This window comes from Synechococcus sp. UW106 (assembly GCF_900474015.1).
Lineage (GTDB): Bacteria > Cyanobacteriota > Cyanobacteriia > PCC-6307 > Cyanobiaceae > Parasynechococcus.
This window is the reverse complement of the sequence record NZ_UCNV01000009.1, coordinates 600756-617790: the sequence shown is the minus strand read 5'-3', so window position 1 is coordinate 617790 and position 17035 is coordinate 600756. Positions and strand designations below refer to the sequence as shown.

At 64.4% G+C, this 17035-nt stretch carries 20 protein-coding genes; 8 read left to right on the top strand and 12 right to left on the bottom strand.

All coding sequences use genetic code 11. The annotated features are described in order from the left end of the window. Window positions 1-21: 21 nt before the first annotated feature. On the bottom strand, window positions 22-651 hold the full coding sequence (locus DXY30_RS10770; RefSeq protein ID WP_115094908.1) for an oxidoreductase: 630 nt from the start codon (window positions 649-651) through the stop codon (window positions 22-24). Further along, the gene (purE, locus tag DXY30_RS10765; protein ID WP_115094907.1) at window positions 648-1202 is read right to left on the bottom strand and encodes a 5-(carboxyamino)imidazole ribonucleotide mutase; all 555 of its coding nucleotides are present in this window, start codon (window positions 1200-1202) and stop codon (window positions 648-650) included. The genes DXY30_RS10770 and purE overlap by 4 nt, the downstream gene beginning before the upstream one ends. A gap of 11 nt (window positions 1203-1213) precedes the next feature. Between purE and DXY30_RS10760 the strand changes: the two genes are divergently transcribed. Beyond that, a complete protein-coding gene (locus DXY30_RS10760; RefSeq protein WP_115094906.1) occupies window positions 1214-2404 on the top strand; it encodes an N-acetylglucosamine-6-phosphate deacetylase in 1191 nt (396 codons plus the stop codon). A gap of 27 nt (window positions 2405-2431) precedes the next feature. After that, a complete protein-coding gene (gene bchM / locus DXY30_RS10755) occupies window positions 2432-3145 on the top strand; it encodes a magnesium protoporphyrin IX methyltransferase (RefSeq protein WP_115094905.1) in 714 nt (237 codons plus the stop codon). On the opposite strand, the gene DXY30_RS10750 is transcribed toward bchM, so the two are convergent. Genes DXY30_RS10750 through DXY30_RS10740 form a run of 3 tightly spaced genes read right to left on the bottom strand, consistent with a single transcriptional unit; the run spans window position 3109 to window position 5354 of the window. Next, window positions 3109-4068, bottom strand: coding sequence for an RNA pseudouridine synthase (locus tag DXY30_RS10750; protein ID WP_115094904.1), 960 nt, complete (start codon window positions 4066-4068; stop codon window positions 3109-3111). The two genes, bchM and DXY30_RS10750, sit on opposite strands and share 37 nt — an antisense overlap. Further along, on the bottom strand, window positions 4065-4802 hold the full coding sequence (locus DXY30_RS10745; protein ID WP_115094903.1) for a response regulator transcription factor: 738 nt from the start codon (window positions 4800-4802) through the stop codon (window positions 4065-4067). Before DXY30_RS10745 ends, DXY30_RS10750 begins: the two co-directional genes overlap by 4 nt. A gap of 39 nt (window positions 4803-4841) precedes the next feature. Beyond that, window positions 4842-5354, bottom strand: a complete 513-nt coding sequence (locus DXY30_RS10740) for a hypothetical protein (RefSeq protein ID WP_170951226.1) — start codon at window positions 5352-5354, stop codon at window positions 4842-4844. 53 nt (window positions 5355-5407) lie between these two features. Between DXY30_RS10740 and DXY30_RS10735 the strand changes: the two genes are divergently transcribed. Both DXY30_RS10735 and DXY30_RS10730 read left to right on the top strand, forming a co-directional pair. Next, window positions 5408-6541 carry a cysteine desulfurase family protein gene (locus DXY30_RS10735; protein WP_115094901.1) on the top strand — a complete coding sequence of 378 codons (1134 nt, stop codon included), beginning with the start codon at window positions 5408-5410 and terminating at the stop codon, window positions 6539-6541. A gap of 33 nt (window positions 6542-6574) precedes the next feature. Next, window positions 6575-7372, top strand: coding sequence for a hypothetical protein (locus DXY30_RS10730; protein WP_115094900.1), 798 nt, complete (start codon window positions 6575-6577; stop codon window positions 7370-7372). Here the strand turns inward: DXY30_RS10730 and rsmH are convergent. Then, complete coding sequence (rsmH, locus tag DXY30_RS10725; RefSeq protein WP_115094899.1) at window positions 7359-8243, bottom strand: 16S rRNA (cytosine(1402)-N(4))-methyltransferase RsmH; 885 nt, start codon at window positions 8241-8243, stop codon at window positions 7359-7361. The two genes, DXY30_RS10730 and rsmH, sit on opposite strands and share 14 nt — an antisense overlap. 54 nt (window positions 8244-8297) lie before the next feature. Here rsmH and DXY30_RS10720 point away from each other — a divergent pair, with 54 nt between their 5' ends. Continuing rightward, window positions 8298-9482, top strand: coding sequence for an NAD(P)H-quinone oxidoreductase subunit H (locus DXY30_RS10720; RefSeq protein WP_115094898.1), 1185 nt, complete (start codon window positions 8298-8300; stop codon window positions 9480-9482). Here the strand turns inward: DXY30_RS10720 and DXY30_RS14270 are convergent, their stop codons facing one another. Further along, window positions 9483-9989 carry a DUF6790 family protein gene (locus DXY30_RS14270; RefSeq protein WP_187694978.1) on the bottom strand — a complete coding sequence of 169 codons (507 nt, stop codon included), beginning with the start codon at window positions 9987-9989 and terminating at the stop codon, window positions 9483-9485. A 139-nt stretch (window positions 9990-10128) separates the two neighbouring features. Between DXY30_RS14270 and DXY30_RS10710 the strand changes: the two genes are divergently transcribed. Next, window positions 10129-10431, top strand: a complete 303-nt coding sequence (locus tag DXY30_RS10710; protein WP_244281364.1) for a DUF2752 domain-containing protein — start codon at window positions 10129-10131, stop codon at window positions 10429-10431. Window positions 10432-10435: 4 nt separating this feature from the next. Here the strand turns inward: DXY30_RS10710 and DXY30_RS10705 are convergent, their stop codons facing one another. Further along, window positions 10436-11113: a hypothetical protein gene (locus tag DXY30_RS10705; protein ID WP_115094897.1), complete on the bottom strand. Its 678-nt coding sequence runs from the start codon at window positions 11111-11113 to the stop codon at window positions 10436-10438. 59 nt (window positions 11114-11172) lie between these two features. On the opposite strand from DXY30_RS10705, the gene DXY30_RS10700 reads away from it, so the two are divergent. Beyond that, window positions 11173-11622, top strand: a complete 450-nt coding sequence (locus tag DXY30_RS10700) for a thioesterase family protein (RefSeq protein WP_115094896.1) — start codon at window positions 11173-11175, stop codon at window positions 11620-11622. On the opposite strand, the gene DXY30_RS10695 is transcribed toward DXY30_RS10700, so the two are convergent. The 3 genes from DXY30_RS10695 to menA are packed head-to-tail and all read right to left on the bottom strand — an operon-like array spanning window position 11593 to window position 14665. Then, on the bottom strand, window positions 11593-12759 hold the full coding sequence (locus DXY30_RS10695; protein WP_115094895.1) for an AMP-binding protein: 1167 nt from the start codon (window positions 12757-12759) through the stop codon (window positions 11593-11595). The genes DXY30_RS10700 and DXY30_RS10695 overlap by 30 nt on opposite strands. Next, entirely contained in the window at window positions 12756-13724 is a 969-nt protein-coding gene (menC, locus tag DXY30_RS10690; RefSeq protein ID WP_115094894.1) for an o-succinylbenzoate synthase, read from the bottom strand. The genes DXY30_RS10695 and menC overlap by 4 nt, the downstream gene beginning before the upstream one ends. Further along, entirely contained in the window at window positions 13721-14665 is a 945-nt protein-coding gene (gene menA / locus DXY30_RS10685) for a 2-carboxy-1,4-naphthoquinone phytyltransferase (protein WP_115094893.1), read from the bottom strand. Before menA ends, menC begins: the two co-directional genes overlap by 4 nt. A gap of 70 nt (window positions 14666-14735) precedes the next feature. Between menA and DXY30_RS10680 the strand changes: the two genes are divergently transcribed. After that, window positions 14736-16142 carry an isochorismate synthase MenF gene (locus DXY30_RS10680; RefSeq protein ID WP_115094892.1) on the top strand — a complete coding sequence of 469 codons (1407 nt, stop codon included), beginning with the start codon at window positions 14736-14738 and terminating at the stop codon, window positions 16140-16142. On the opposite strand, the gene gshB is transcribed toward DXY30_RS10680, so the two are convergent. Further along, window positions 16109-17032 carry a glutathione synthase gene (gshB, locus tag DXY30_RS10675; protein ID WP_115094891.1) on the bottom strand — a complete coding sequence of 308 codons (924 nt, stop codon included), beginning with the start codon at window positions 17030-17032 and terminating at the stop codon, window positions 16109-16111. The genes DXY30_RS10680 and gshB overlap by 34 nt on opposite strands. Window positions 17033-17035 lie beyond the last annotated feature (3 nt).

The window sequence follows — 17035 nt, the reverse complement described above, 5'->3', positions numbered from 1 at the left end:
CGAGAGGATGACGCGTGTCGATCAGTGCTGCTCAAGAGAAGAAGGATTGGAAGCGGAACTGACGTAATGGCACCAAAAACTGAGCCAGGCGGCAATCCCGAGAAACTTGAATCCCTCTTCAAAAATCTGCACCGTCTCGTAGGAATTCGGCCAAAGCCCTTGAAGAGCATCGGTCAGAACCGACAGGCCCAACAGCACAACGGAAACCAAAAAAGTGTCGCCACCAAAGCGCCGAAGTGGTCCACGGAACCGGAACAACAGCAGCCCGGTGAAGAAGGCGTAGGTGATGTAGAGGAACGCCTCACCGAGGTAGCGGTCGTGCACCAGGAACATGTCGTCGAGGCAGAGCCACAGTGAGAAACCACCCCCACAGAAGGCAAATTGGCGGTTCAAAACGGAGCCTTTGATTTGCCGGGTGGACGCCGCAAACAAGGCAATGGCAGCGGCCGCCATCCAGAGCAAGTAGCCGACGCTTGAGAGAAAGCCCTCCCCCAGAGGTGCCTTGCAGGACTGGGCCAAATCCTTCAACACCATTTTGGCGCTGATGCCCTCTGAAGCACTCCAGCCCAGAGCAATCGCATAGACGATGGCCGCCGGCACCACCGCCCAAAGCAGCGTGGAACGAAGCGTGGAACGAACGGGAACACTCATGAATCCATCTGGGAGAGGTAATCCGTGCTGCCCAGATCAACCAGGCGCGCATCCTTGGCCACCACAGCATCGTGGAGGCTGCTGCGGTAAGCCTCAAGTTTCCTGGCCAAGCCAGCATCCGCCACCGCCAGAATCTGAGCCGCCAGCAAGCCGGCATTGAGGCCCCCACCGATGGCAACGGTGGCAACAGGGATCCCGCCCGGCATCTGCACAATCGAATGGAGGGAGTCGACCCCCGAAAGCGCCCGGCTTTTCACCGGCACGCCAATCACGGGCAGCGTGGTGAGGGCAGCCACCATGCCAGGGAGATGGGCAGCCCCGCCGGCACCGGCGACGATCACACCGAAGCCCTGATCCCGGGCGGCCTTGGCGAAGCTCACCATCTCCAACGGTGTGCGATGGGCTGACAGCACCCGAACCTCCACCCCCACCCCCAGCTCGCGCAGGATGGCGGCAGCGGGTTCCATGGTGGGCAAGTCAGAGTCACTTCCCATCACAACGGCAACTCGGGGGAGCACTGGCGGCACAACGCAGAGGGGCAAGACTGCCATCGTCTCCCCCCATGGCTGCCGAGGCCAGTGTTGCGTTGATGCATCGGATCACCAACGTTCGTCTGCCTGCTCCCCTGCCTGGGGACGGAGACCAGCGCTATGTCGTCTGTTTGGACTCCCAGGGGCTGATCTGCCGCATCGAAGCGATGGGCACTGAGGACCAACAGGCTGATGAGACTTGGAACGGCCACTGGCTCAGCCCCCGGGGCGTGGATCTGCAGATCAACGGCGGATTGGGGCTGGCCTTCCCGGAACTGACAGCAGCAGATCTGCCCCGTTTGGAGGAGCTCCTGGATCTGCTATGGCGCGATGGTGTCGAAGCGATCGCACCGACCCTGGTGACCTGCGGCATCGCACCGCTGCGTCAGGCCCTGGCCGTGCTGCGGCAGGCGCGGCAACAGCACCGTCCCGGCCGTTGCTGGTTGCTCGGCGCCCATCTGGAGGGACCCTTTCTGGCGGAGGGCCGCCGCGGTGCCCATCCCCGTGAGCACCTAGCACGCCCCAGCCTTGAAGCCCTGGCTGAACGGATCGATGGATTCGAAACGGAGGTTGCCCTGGTCACCCTGGCCCCCGAACTGGAGGGGGCCGCTGCTGTGATCCAACGACTGCGGGAGCTGGGCATCAGCGTGGCCCTCGGCCACAGCGCCGCCACTGCCGAGCAGGCCAGCGCCGGTTTCGATCAGGGGGTGGGCATGCTCACCCATGCCTTCAACGCCATGCCGGGCTTGCACCACCGGGCGCCAGGCCCTCTGGGAGAGGCCTGCCGGCGCGGCGGGATCGCCCTGGGGCTGATCGCCGATGGCGTGCACGTGCACTCGACGATGGCGGTGCTATTGCAACGGCTGGCGCCGAAGCAAACGGTGCTAGTTAGCGATGCGCTGGCCCCCTACGGCCTGGCCGACGGAGAGCACCGCTGGGATGAGCGGGTGCTGCTGGTGGAGAACGGCACCTGCCGCCTCGAGGACGGAACCCTGGCTGGAGTCACCCTGCCGCAATTGGAAGGGGTCAAACGGCTCGCCCGCTGGAGTGACGCCCCCAGTGCCGCGATCTGGAGCGCCACGGTCGCGCCAAGGCAGGTGATCAGCAGTGCGTCAGAGACCCATGCCAAAGACAGCATTGATGCCCTGATGGGACGGACACTGACAGAGCTCTTGCGCTGGCGCCACACGGACGGTGATCTGCACTGGGCCTGCGCTGCTTAAGATCCCGCCGACGCACACCCTTCCGCCATGGCCCCCGATCAGCTGCTGGAGCAGAAACAGGCCGAGAAGAAGGAGGTGAAGGGCTACTTCGAAACCACGGGTTTCGACCGCTGGAACCGGATCTACAGCGACAGCGATGACGTGAACAAGGTGCAGCGCAACATCCGCATCGGTCACCAGAAAACCGTCGATGAAGTGCTGGCTTGGATCAAGGAGAGCGGAGAACTGAGCCAGGCGAGCTTCTGCGACGCGGGCTGCGGCGTCGGCAGCCTCAGCCTGCCGCTGGCGGCCATGGGGGCTGGGTCGATCAGCGCCAGCGATATTTCCGAGGCCATGGCCCAGGAAGCGGAACGCCGGGCTCGAGAGTCTGGCCTCGACATGGCCAAGTTGAACTTCTTCGCCAGTGACCTGGAAAGCCTGAGCGGCTCCTTCCACACGGTGTGCTGCCTGGATGTGTTCATCCATTACCCCCAGCAACCGGCCGAGGAGATGGTGAAACACCTCTGCAGCCTCACGGAAGAGCGGCTGATCGTGAGCTTTGCGCCCTACACCCCGCTACTGGCGCTGCTGAAGGGCATTGGTCAGCTGTTCCCCGGCCCCAGCAAAACCACCCGGGCCTACACCTTGAAGGAAGACGGCATCGTCAAAGCGGCAAAAGCCTGCGGCTTCAAGCTGGTGCGCCGCAGCCTGAACAAGGCCCCCTTCTACTTCTCTCGGCTGATCGAGTTCCGCAAGGTCTGATCTCCCTCAACCGGGGGATCCACCTGGAGTGTGGTCTCCCTCAACTGAGGGAATCCTGAAAGTCTCCAGGCATGCAACCGGTAGCCGCCATCCCCGGGGGTTGCTGTTGCTGAAATCTCGCGATTGAACAGATAGAGCGGATCCCCCAGCAAGGGGCTGCCCAGCTGCGCCAGGTGGATGCGGATCTGATGCGGCCGCCCTGTGCTGATCGTCACCTGCAAGCGATCTCCCTCAGCCGTGCGCTCCAACAGCTCCAGCTCGGAGTGGGCTGAAAGGCGTTTGCGGATTGGCTCTTCCTCCAACGGTTCCGGCCCCCAGATCCAACCGAGCAGCGGATGCGGCCGTTCCACCACATCACTGCTCACCATCAACGACTGCCCCAGCTCCAGCCCCGGCACCCGCTGGCTCCAGGCCTGATACACCTTGCGGCAACCACCATCAGGCCGGAACTGCTTCGACCAGAGCGCGCGGGTTTGCTGCGAACGGGCACACACCTGCAAGCCAGAGGTGAACCGCCCCAAGCGGTGCACCGGCCGCGCCCCGGTGGGTTCGAGCAAGGCGGTGAGGGTGTGGCGCAAAAAGCCACCACCAGGCATCACCGGCAAGCCCGAGGGCTTGTTGATCACCAACAGATCGCCGTCATCGTGGATCGTCTCCCACTGATCGGGGATCGCCTCCTCCAGCCATGGTGGACGCCGCCAACAAAGGTTGTCTCCGCCCTGCAGCGCGCGATCCGCTGAAAGAAGGGCTCCGTTCCAATCCAGCTCACCGGCAGCGATCCGTTGCTGCCACAACGGCCCATCGGAGTGGCGGTAGCGATCCGCCAGCCAATGGCTCACCAGCATGCCGGCATCAGCCAGCGGCACCTTGTCGCGGTAGATCCAGCCGTCGTTGAACGCCGCCTCGCGCCAGCCAGGCTTCAAGTCACCAGACGGTGCTCCAGCGCATAACGCACCAGTTCCGTGCGGCTGGAGGTACCCGTCTTGTTGAACAGACGGCTCACGTACTTCTCGACGTTGCGGATCGAGGTCTCCAGCTGACGGGCGATCTCCTTGTTCATCAAGCCTTCTGCTACCAGCTGCAGCACACTCGCCTCCCGCGGCGTGAAGCTGTGGACCACCGGCTCGGTGGAGGGCAGCGCTTCCGCCTGGGCCAGCAGCGAGCGGATCTCGGTGATCTGCTTGGCCATCTGGCCCATGTCGGTGTCGGCAAAGCGAGCCGCTTCCTGCAGCAGCCGTTGCTGACGCTGGGCGACGTTGCGCACCCGCGCCACCAGCTCATCAGGATCGAAAGGCTTGGGGATGTAGTCATCCACCCCGGCGAGATAGCCCTGAGTGCGGTCGGCCGTCATGCCCTTGGCGGTGAGGAAGATCACCGGGGTGCCGCCGAGCCGTTCATCCGCCCGCAGCTTCTGCAGCAGGCCATAGCCATCGAGCCGCGGCATCATCACGTCGCTGATCACCACATCCGGCAGCATCTGCTGGGCCTTGGCGAACCCTTCTTCCCCATCCACCGCGGTGGTCACATCGAAACCTTCGTCTTCCAGGTAGGCCTGCACCGCCGTGCGCAGGCCCGGCTCGTCATCCACCAGCAGCAGCCTTGGCGTGGGCGCCGCGGCCTCTACAGATTCAGCGGTGGGGGTGGGCGCGTCGCTCATGGCCGGAATCGCTCTGGTCGCAATGTATGGAGGCCAAGCTCATCGAGCTAGTGCGGGTAACTGCTCCTGCTGTTCGGGAATCAGGGTCGAATAGCCCAGATCCAGAGCTTTTTGACGCAACGTGGCGGGGTCGGTTCCCGCGACCTCCGGCACGCAGGCTGCCCACCACACCAGGTGATCCTCCCGGTTGAAATCGGTGATCGGGCCGCCGGGATTAAGGGTGCGCACGTACACCACCAGCGGCGTGCGTTTCACCCGCACAGGCTTGGTGGTGGAGCAGTTGACGCTCTCGACATAGACGTTCAGATCCGACGCCGACTCCTCCCACAAGCTGTAGCTGCGGGTATCGGGATTCGACGAGGCTGGCGTCACCCCATAGATCCCGATCGACATGGTGCCGACGGGGGCCGGTCGTTCAATCAACACCTTGAGATCAGCCGGCCGGGATTGGCGCATCTGCTCCAGCACCTGCTCACGATCGAAGCCGCTCACGGGCTGCGCGAAGACCAACCAGCCCAAGCCCAGCAGAGCCATCGGCAATCGCAGACCCATGCCAGTGCTGTTCGCAATGCAGCACCATGATCGCAACATCTGCCTGATTCGTCCTGAGCGGTTCCGCTCTCGCCTTTGACTTCCAGGCCACCACCCCCTGTGCGGCCGAGGTGGTGGAGGCGATGGCGCCCTTCTGGAGTGCGGAATGGGGCAATCCCTCCAGCCGTCAGCATCGGCTGGGCCTCAGCGCCTCTGCAGCGGTGAAGCTGGCGCGGCGTCAGCTCGCGGAGGCTCTGGAGGTGACCCCGGAACGACTGGTGTTCACCAGTGGTGCGACGGAAGCCAACAACCTGGCGCTGCTGGGCCATGCCCGCGCCCTAGGCAAGGCGCATCTGATCAGCGTGGCTACGGAACACCACGCCGTGCTCGATCCCCTCAAGCAGCTGCAGCGGGAGGGCTTCAGCGTGACCCTGCTGGCACCAGGCCCCGATGGTCTGATCACCCCGGAACAGCTGGAGGAGGCGATCACCCCCGACACTCGGCTGGTGAGCGTGATGGTGGCCAACAACGAAATCGGTGTACTCCAGCCGCTGGAGCAGCTGGGTGCCCTCTGCCAGGGCCATGGCATCACCCTGCACAGCGACGGGGCCCAGGCCTTCGGGACCGTGCCACTGACCCCAGATGCCATGAACGTCGATCTACTGAGCCTCAGTGCCCACAAGCTGTACGGGCCCAAGGGCATCGGAGCCCTGGTGCTGCGCGAGGGGATCGCGATCGAACCGCTGCAGTGGGGGGGCGGTCAGGAGGCGGGGCTTCGGGCCGGCACCCTGCCCACCGCCTTGATCGTGGGGTTTGCAACGGCAGCACGGATCGCCCTTGAAGAGCGGGATCAGCGCAACAACCGACTGCAACGCCTGCGCGATCAGCTCTGGGAGGGCCTGCAGCAGCGCCTCCCCGGCGTGCTGCTCAATGGAGCGATGCAGCCGCGCCTGCCCCACAACCTCAACATCAGCCTGCCCGGGGTGAACGGCAGCCGCCTGCACCGTGCCCTCCGCCCCCACCTGGCCTGCAGCAGTGGCTCCGCCTGCAGCAGCGGTGCGCCGTCCCATGTGCTGCAAGCGATCGGCCGCTCGCGCACCGAAGCTGAGGCCTCGCTGCGGCTGAGCCTGGGGCGCGACACCACGGCAGCCGAAGTGGAACAGGCCATTGCCGTGATCGACGACGCCGTCGCTGCCGCCCAGCTCTGATCCCCCTACGTTCCAGTCGACTGATCTAGATCCATGAGCAGCAGGGCCGAACTCTCCGTCGGGACCGCCATCCAGGAAGGCTGGCGTGCCTTTCGCCTGGCCCCCTGGGTCTTTGTTGGTTTTGTGCTGCTGAGCTCGCTGCTCGCCCAATTGGCCAATTTCATTCCCGTCCTGGGCGCGCTGGTGGGGACTCTGGTGAACCTTTGGGGCGGCGTCGGCCTGATCCGCGGCTCCTGGATCGCTCTGGAAGGCACCGCCCCCAGCTTCGAAGACTTCACCCGCTGGAACGGCTCTGCCATCTGGCGCCTGTTCAGCCGGCAGTTGGTGCTGACTCTGCTGGTGCTGCCCATCGCCCTGCTGGTGATCGTCGTGGCCCTCAATGCCGCAGATGCCTGGACCGTGTTTCGACCACTGATGAACCTGGCGTTAACGGTGGACCCCAACGATCCGCAGCTGGCAGACGCAGGCAGTGCAGCCGCCCTCGAACTGGCACTCAATCTCAGCAGCAGTCCCTTGGCGTTGCTGACCCTGGCCGTCGGCTGGCTGTTCGCCACTTACATCCAGGTGAACCAAAGTTTCCTTGGCTTCATTGCGCTGCTGGAGGATCTAAACCCGATCGCCACGATCCAACGGGGCATCACTGTGGTGCAGGGCCAGTGGTGGCAGGTGCTGGGCCTGCTGATCCTGCAGGTGCTGATCCTGCTGTTGGGGTTTCTGGCCTGTGTGGTGGGTTTGGTGGCCGCCGCTCCGGTCTGCATTTGCATCACCGGCGCTGCCTACCGACAGCTGTTTGGCCAAGAGGACAAAACCGGCTTCATCAGCCCTCACTGACCCTGCAGGCCAGGCGCCATTTGGCACTGCGGCTGCGGGGATTGGCCTCCTCCTCTTGGTCGGTGGCCACCACCGGTTTGCGGGTGATCCGTTGCAACCGCTCATCCCGCAGGAAAGCCGTCTTCACACGGCGGTCTTCCAAGGAATGGAAACTGATGATCCCGAGCAGGCCCTCAGGCTCTAGCCAGTCGGGGGCCTGCTGCAGCAGGCGATCCAGCACCCCCAGCTCATCGTTCACCGCAATGCGCAGGGCCTGGAAGGTGCGGGTGGCGGGGTGAATCCGCCCGCGCCGCGCCTTGGGGGGGTAACAGCCCGCCACGGCATAGGCCAACGCGGCGGTGCCGCCATAGGCGCCGTTCTCCTTGATGTCGGCTTTGATCCGTCGGGCGATGCGGCGGGAGAGCCGTTCCTCCCCATAGCCATAGATCAGATCCGCCAGCTCGTTTTCCTCCAGGCGGTCGATGAGCTCGGCCGCGGTCTCCCCATCACCCCCTGCGTTCATGCGCATGTCCAACGGACCATCGAAGCGAAAACTGAAACCCCGCTCCGCCACATCCAACTGGGGACTGCTGACCCCTAAGTCGGCCAGCACCATCACAGCGGGCTCGGGCGGCACAAAGTCGGCAAAGTTGGTGGCGACGATCGAGACACGCTCTCCGAAGGAGGCCAAACGCTCCGCCGCCGCCGCCCGGGCCGTGGCGTCCTGGTCCAAGCCGATCAAACGCAGGGCTGGATGCTGTTCCAGCAACAGGGCGCTGTGGCCGCCACCACCGAGGGTGGCGTCAATCAACAGGCCTTCCGGACGCGGGATCTGCCGGGCTGCATCCAGCACCGCATCGGCCAGTACAGGCACATGGCTGAAGGGGGGCACAAGCCACAGGCGAAGACTCCTTAAGATCTACACATCGATCGGACCACCGCTCCCATGACGCAGCTGGAAACGCGCACGGAGCCCATGGTGGTGAACTTCGGGCCCCACCACCCCTCCATGCACGGGGTGCTGCGGCTCGTGGTCACCCTCGATGGTGAGGACGTGGTCGACTGCGAACCGGTGATCGGTTACCTCCACCGCGGCATGGAGAAGATCGCCGAGAACCGCACGAACGTGATGTTCGTGCCCTACGTGAGCCGCATGGACTACGCGGCTGGGATGTTCTACGAGGCGATCGTGGTGAACGCCCCGGAAAAACTGGCTGACATCCCGGTGCCCAAGCGGGCCAGCTACATCCGGGTGCTGATGCTGGAGCTCAACCGCATCGCCAACCACCTGCTCTGGCTTGGACCCTTCCTCGCTGACGTGGGGGCCCAGACGCCGTTCTTTTACATCTTCCGCGAGCGGGAGATGATCTACGACCTCTGGGAAGCCGCCACCGGCCAGAGGCTGATCAACAACAACTATTTCCGCATCGGCGGCGTCGCCGCTGACCTGCCCTGGGGCTGGCTCGAGAAATGCCGCGATTTCTGCGATTGGTTCGGACCGAAGATCGATGAATACGAAAAGCTGATCACCAACAACCCGATCTTCCGGCGCCGGATTGAAGGCCTCGGAACGATCGAGAAACAGGACGCCATCAACTGGAGCCTCTCGGGCCCGATGCTGCGAGCCTCCGGCGTGCCCTGGGATTTGCGCAAGGTCGATCACTACGAGTGTTACGACGACTTCGACTGGCAGGTGGCCTGGGAGAAAGAAGGCGACTGCTACGCCCGCTATCGCGTGCGCATCGAAGAAATGCGCCAGTCGCTCAAGATCCTGCGCCAAGCCTGCGACATGATCCCCGGTGGCCCGACCGAAAACCTCGAAGCCAAACGCCTCAACGAAGGCAAAGGCAGCGATGCCGCTGGATTCGCCTTCCAGTACGTGGCCAAAAAAGTGGCGCCCACCTTCAAGATCCCCAACGGTGAGCTCTACACCCGGCTGGAGTCGGGCAAGGGGGAGATCGGCGTGTTCATCCAGGGCAACAACGACGTCACCCCATGGCGCTTCAAAATCCGCGCTGCCGACAGCAACAACCTGCAGATCCTTCCCCACATCCTCAAGGGACACAAGGTGGCCGACATCATGGCCATCCTCGGTTCCATTGACGTGATCATGGGATCAGTGGACCGCTGATCAACGCAGCCGACAACGCTCCTTGCGACTGAGCCAGAGCAGGAGCACCACCAGCAATGGGGTCAACAGATCTGTGTAAAGCACCGACCCGGCATTCGATGGAGCGGTGTTGCTGTCGACCAAGAGCGACACCACATGGCCGACACCGTCGGCAAAAAACCAGCTGCAGTAGCCGACCATGGCTGCCAGCAGATAGTCGCGGCGACGGTACCAAAAACTGGTGAGGCCCAGGATGCCGATGGTGAGGTTGGCGTAGGCCACTTCGTTCTGGAAGGGGCTGTTAGGCCAGCCGATCTGTTCAGCAATGAACGGACCAAACGCCAGATGAGCAACAAAGCCGTACACACCGCCAATACCCAGAACCCAGAAGGCGATCCAAAGCAGGGATGCCTCGGCCCATCGGTCAAGCTGCCAGGCCCGGCGGGTCTGCAAAGCAGCCAGCAGTAGGGCCAGGAGCAAGGTCCAGACAGCCACGTTGGCCAGCAGCGTGCGAATCAGAGCTTCCATCACCTCATCAGGCCAACACTGGTCAGACTGTGACGAGACCAGCTGGTCGCATCAAGCTCTGAACTGTTTTCTTCGTCGGCTGCAACACACGGGTTATCTGCTGCCCGCGACCCTGACGGGCACGTTGTGGCTCAAGGGCATGCATCCAGGCCTTCCGGGCCTTGGCTGCCCCCTTCGCACACTCACGGGCGTGCCCTGCCCTACCTGCTTTCTGACCCGAGCGACGGGAGCAGCTCTCACTGGTGATCTCAGCGGATCGCTGCAATGGCATCTGTTCGGCCCCATCACCGCCCTGGGGCTCGTTCTCTGGAGTGGCCTGGCTCTCTACCAAAGGCGTCTCATCCCAACAGGCCTACCCCTCTGGCCCATTCCCATTGTTGGTGGAGCTTTAATCAGCTATTGGCTGCTGCGCCTGGGTACCAACAGCTGGCCCAGCGGATGAACCATCAGCGCAACAGGCCGCGCTCATAGGCGACGTTCTGCAGGAAAAAGCTGGCCATGGGGATCACCACAAAGCCACCCAAACCACAGGTGACCAAGGCCAGAAACGCCACAACGATTCCCGTCAACACTTCAAGGCCCACAAAGCTCAAACCGTTCTCCGAGCGGTAGACCACCTGAAACGACTGGGCGAACGCTTCACCGATGCTCATGTCGGTGACGAAGATGCGATTCACAAACACCGGCGTAACCAACGCAACTGCAATTCCAGGAAGGATGCAAAGCAGAAAACCGATGGTCGTGGCCAGAGAAAAGAACAGCCCCGCCAGGATGTAACGCAACCAATGGCCTGAGAGCAGCTGACAGGCAGCCGCGATCGTCACCACCTCACCGCGCTCGTAATAGAGGGCAGGAACAGCCACGAGCAACACTGACAACAGGCTGGCAAGGATTGTGAGAGGCAGCTGAACCAACTGAGCCAAAACCGCCCCGAGGCCCAGCGCCGCATCGCTGCTGCCGAGGGTCGTCGAGACCACGACGATGATCAAGGCATAAGCGAGAACACCAAGCAGCGAGAGCACGATGGAACCCACCCAGATCACCAGCACCACGGGGATGTGGTGCAGAAAGGCCTGCCAGGCCTTCTGAATGGACGGGGGCTCATGAGCGATCGGCGCGGCCATGGTTCAAGCTGAACTTCTGTCAGGGTGACAGTTGGCACCGGCTTCAACAACACAACGCCATGACCTCTGCCCCCTGGCTGGAGCTGAGCCGAACCGTGCGCTTTAGCGACACCGACGCCGCCGGTGTGATGCACTTTCAGCAGCTATTGGGATGGTGCCACCAGGCCTGGGAAGAAAGCCTGGAATGCTTTGGTCTTCCGGCTGGTTCGGTCTTCCCCGGCGGACGCGGAGAGCAACCCAGCGTGGCCCTGCCGATCGTGCACTGCCATGCCGATTTTCGCGCCCCGGTGCAGGTGGGCGACAAGCTGCTGATCCGCCTGGAACCAGAACGGCTCGATCCCAGCAGTTTTGCGGTGAACAGCCAGGTGCTGCTGGAGGAGCAGCTTGTCGCCCTCGGCTGCCTGCGCCATGTAGCCATCGACGCCAACACACGTCGCCGCTGTGTCCTGCCCGATGGCGTGGACCGTTGGCTAGAAGCATCAAGCCTCGGCCGAATCCAACCGCTGTAACCAATCCCGCCAGCGCTGGCGCTGCCATTTCCCCAGCGCAGAAGGTGCCAAGTCGGGGCAGAACACCCAACGCCGTGGCGTCTCCGCCGGCGCCCAGGAACGCGTGAGGGTCGCAAGGTGCTGAAGCACCGCACTGTCAGCGCTGCCCACCAGCGCCACAAGCCGCTGCCCCCACTCCGGATCATCAACACCCAGCAACAGCACGGAACTGACCGGAAGCGATGCCGCCTGCACAGCCGCCATCACACGCTGCTCGAGCTGCTCAGGAAACACGGTTTCACCACCGGAATGAATGGCGCCATCCATTCGGCCCACGATCTGAAGGCCTGGGGTGAAAGCGGCTCGATCCCCGGAGCGCCACCAGCCTCCTACATCCATGAGCTGTTCCCACCGAGCCGGCTGATCCGCACACCAACGTCCGAGGGCCAGCCGATCAGTGCGCACCTCTAGGGCCCCATCAGCGGCCAGACGCAGCTCCACGTCCATCAGCGGGTCCCCACACCCCGGCTCACCGGCCAGAAAACGGGCCGGCGGCAAGGCCGCCACCATCGCCGCCGTCTCCGTCGACCCGTAACAGGGCGCCAGGGGCAGCTGCAAGGCGCGAGCCTGCGCCGCCAACGCAGGCGGCAGAGCAGCCCCACCGATCCAGATCACCTGCATCTCCTGCAGGAAGGTCACCCCGACGGGATGGGCCAGCAGACGCGCCAGCTGCGTGGGCACCAATGAGAGCAGTACCGGCTTGGTCCCCCAGGCGGGCATGTTCCGACACCACGCGAGCAATTCAGTGGGGTTTTTCATCAACCCCGGCTGCAGCTGCTGATGCGAGGCACCCCAGCACCGGGCTCGCCACCAAGGCATCAGACCACTCACATGCGCCATCGGCAGTGGATTGAGCAGCAGGGTGGCGGCGGGGTCGAGAGCCATTCCCGTTAACCAGTGCGCGGTGGCTGCTGCCGAACGGTCCAGATGGTCCAAGGGCTGGGCGCAGCAACGGCTGCCGCCACTGCTGCCACCACTACGCACCAGCACCCCCGGGCCTGGCGGCAGTTGATCGATGGGGGCAGCGTCCGCCTCCGGCGACAGGGGCACCCACTGCCCTGCCGCCAGCCCCCGCTCCAGCTGCTCGAACTCGCTCATACCGCCGCAGCCCAGACGAACTCTGGATCGGTGGAAAACAACGCCCCAGACGGCGTCCAGCCGGGGGCAAGGCCGGGTGCCGCCGGCGTGGGCCCCTGGGCCTGAAGCCCGGCCAGATGCTCCAGCCAACGCCGACCGATGCCGGTTTCGAAGGCTGTGCTCACCATCCGTTGAGGAACCCCCGCCTGCAGCTCCCGCAACAGCACTCTGGGATCACCCTCCAGCGCGGGCCGCCGCACCTGCCAGCCGCTCCAGCCGCGCCGCAGCTCCGGCCGCTGGTCGAGTGATTCATCCAGAGCCACCGGCCCCAGCGCCGCCAACTGCTCCAGGCCGGCTTGATCCTCTACCGCCAGCGGCTGCTCCAACCAGGCCAGGCGTGGGTCATCACGCAACCGTTGCATCCAAGCCTGCGCCGTACTGCGATCCCAGCCACCATTCGCATCCAGGCGCAACCGAGCCGTTGGCGGCAGGCGCTGGAGCAACTGATCGAGCAGCTGGCGCTCTAGGGAATCCGCCTCCGTCGCCACCTTCCACTTGAACGTGCGCTCCACAAGGCCCCCCGCCGACTCCGCCACAGCTTCGAGGGCCGTGAGCATGGCCTCGCCGGCCGGCAACAACAGGGCCGGCGCGGGGGCCTTCAGCCATCCCTGAGGCGAGGCAGGACCAACCAGACCCTGCAGCTCCGCCAACGCCGCACCAAGACCAAAACCGACTGCCCCTGGCGCATCCCGCAGCAGGGCCTGTAACTGAGCCTTGGAGACCACATCCGACAGCGAGGTGAGGGCGTCTTCACAGGGCGACCACTGCTGCTGCTCGAGCGGGGCCACTTCTCCCCAGCCCACCGCCCCTTGATCGTCGTCCAGACGCAGCAACCAGCCACAGCGCTCCGTCAAAACACCTGCTGCCGTTCGCAGCGGCTGCAGCAAGGCAAAGCGAAAAGGGCGACGCTGCAACCGGAGCGTCATCCGCCTGTCCAGACGCGGGCCAGGGCCAAGCCCACACTCAGCCCCAGCCCATTCCAGCCCTGAAAGCGCAACGCCAGAAACTTGCTACCGCTGATCAGCTCCGGCCGGTCATGATGGCGCTGGAGCAGACGCATCAGCTGCACACCCGCCGGAAGACCGAGTCCGCTCAACACCACCGATGCAGGCCAGTCCCCGTGCAGCACGGGCACCCACTCCAGAGCGAACGTCAAGGCCACAAACCAGGGCACCAGTGCCGCCGCCCTTCGCGTGCCAAGACGCACCACCGGCGAGCGTTTGCCGTGGGCCGCATCCTCCTCCACCTGATGGAAGTGGGAACAGAACAACACCAGGGTGGTCGCCAGAGCTGGGCCTGCCCCCAACATCAAGGCGGTGCCCCATGGGATCAACACAGCCCCCCTGGGCTGTAACACCAACAGGGCCGCAGCGGTTGCAAAGGGCCCAAACGCCAGCCAGCACAGGGGCTCACCCAAGCCGCGGTAGCCCAATCGAAACGGAGGGCCCTGGTACACGTAACCCAGGCCGCAACACACCAACACCAGGGCCAACACCGCCCAGGTGCTGTTCCAGGCCAGCAACCCCATCAACAGCAACCCCACCACCAACGCGGCGGTCGCCCCCTGGGCAACGCGATCCCTGCGGCCGGTGAGGTTCACCACCGAATGGGGCTTACCGGAGGCATCAACGCCCGTCGCCGCATCAAAAACATCGTTGCTGAGGTTTTCCCAGAGCAACAACAAAATGGCCGCCAGCAAAAAGCCCCCCAGCTGCAGCCATCGCAGGGATCCTTCAACACCGAAATGCCATCCAGCCGCGACCAGCACTGGCATCACGGCGACGGAATACATCGGCCACTTGATGGCTGCCTTCCACAAACGGCGCCGATCGGCGTAACGGGATGCGACAGCCTGCGGCTCAGACATGGACAGGTTCGGTTCCCGCAGGGCGAAGACCCATACATTTGAGCAGTAACCCTGGCCAGAAACGCCGCGGATGTCGGCTGATTGTTGTTTCAGCTCCCTTCTCTCCGCAGCCCAGCGGGGATGGATGGCCTGTGACGGCGATGAAGCGCTGCTGAGCCTGGCCCTGCCGATCGAAGGGGTCGACCCGCTTCTGGCCTTACCGCAGCTGGCGGAGCAGGAAAACTTGCAGGTGCTGTGGGACAGCGCCCCGGGCCTCTGCCTGGCTGCAGCAGGGCCCTGCCAGGAACTGGAGCTGGCTGGCAGTCGTCGCTTTGAACAGGCCCAGCGCTTCGCTGACCTCTGCCTCAGCCGCCTCCACGACACCGCACCGGAGAGTCCGGCCCATGCACGCCCCCGGGTGCTGCTGCGCTTCCGCTTCTTCGATCAGGTGAGTGAACGCCGCCGAAGTGAAGCGGTGGTTCCTTCAGTGCAGGCGGTGCTGCCCCGCTGGCAACTCAGCCGTCAAGGACGCCGCGGCTGGCTGCGGCTGAACGGGATCGTGAGCAGTGCAGCGGACTGCCGGGAGCTAGCGGAACAGCTCTGGCTCAAGCAGGAAAAGCTGCTCCAAACACCAACCACGCCAACAGCGCTCAAACCCCAGGCGCTGGTGGCGGCAACGGAACCGGAAACCTGGCGGCAGCGTTACGCCGCAGCACTCACCCACGGGATTGATCTGGTCAACAACGGCGACCTGCACAAACTGGTGCTGGCCGTGCAGCACCGCATCGTTTTGGCCGAAACCTTCAACCCCTTACCGCTGTTGAAACGGCTCCGGCGACAACAGGCCGGCAGCTGCCGGTTCCTCTGGCAGCGCCATGCGGGGGATGCCTTCTTCGGTGCATCCCCGGAACGGTTGCTCAGCCTTCGCGCCGGTTGGCTGCGCAGTGATGCCCTGGCCGGTACGGCTGGGCAGGGGGATTCCGGCGCTCAGCTGCTGCGCTCCGACAAGGACCGCCGCGAACACGAACTCGTGGTGGAAACCATCACCGACCAACTGCGCCGCAACGGACTGTCCCCGCGACGCCGTTGGCAACCCCAACTGGCCCGGCACGGCAACCTGACCCACCTGCACACCCCAATCACGGCGGAAACCCACGGTCAGCCCGTGTTGTCGCTTGCCGAACAACTGCACCCCACACCCGCCGTTGCCGGGTTGCCCCGCCGAGACGCCATGGCCTGGTTGCGCACCCTGGAACCGTTTGAACGGGGAAGTTATGCCGCACCGATCGGCTGGATCGACAATGCCGGTGATGCCGAACTGCGGGTGGCCATCCGCTGTGGGCACGCCCGGGGCTGCGAACTGGACCTCACGGCTGGAGCCGGGCTGGTGCGGGGATCCGTTGCCGAGCGAGAGCTGCAGGAAGTGGGGCTGAAACTGGCCGTACTGGCCGACCAGCTGGAACTTCAAACCAGCGCACGCAACCGCTCGATCGTCTGATCGGCCAGGGGCTGGTTCATCAGCCGCTCCACTTCACGCACCCCCGTGGGACTGGTGACGTTGATTTCGCTGAGCATGCCGCCGATCACATCGATGCCCACAAAGAAGAGCCCCTCCGCCCGCAGCGCCGGGGCCAGGGCAGCGCAGATCTGACGTTCCCGGTCGGTGAGTTCTGTGGCCTCAGCCTGGCCACCGACGGCCAGATTGCTGCGGAATTCCCCGGCTGAAGGGCGCCGATTGATCGCTCCAAGGGGATCGCCATCCACCAACAGGATGCGCTTGTCGCCTTCGCTCACGGACGGCAGGAACGCCTGGGCCATCACCGGCAACCGCTCCTGCTCCGTCACCAGCTCCAGCAGGGCCTTCAAACCCGGCGACTGCCCATTGACCCGAATCACCCCAAGACCCGCACGCCCCCCCAGCGGTTTGAGCACAATTTCCTGCTGCTCCTGGGCAAACGAGAGCAATTCAGACACCCGCCCCGCCACCAGCGTGGGGGCCATCCAGCGGCTGAAGCGCAATGCCCCCAGCTTTTCGTTCCAGCTGCGCAGCGCACTGGGGCGATTGAGCACACGAACACCAGCCCGCTCGGCCACCTCCAACAGATGGGTGGCGTAGAGATACGCCTCATCCACGGGCGGATCCTTGCGCATCCAGATCACATCAAAGCCAGCCAGGGCCTGACGTTCAGCCACCCCAACCGTGATCCAGGGCTCCGGCGTCACCGGCAGGGCGAGCGCGAGGGGTTCATCCCCCCGGGCAATCAAATCGGAAGGCGTGCAGGCCCACACCTCATCGCCGGCCCGCTGGGCGGCCTGCATCAGCGCAACGGAAGAATCCTTGGCTGGCTTGATCTGCCCCAGCGGATCCAGAACAAACAGCTGGCGCATCGA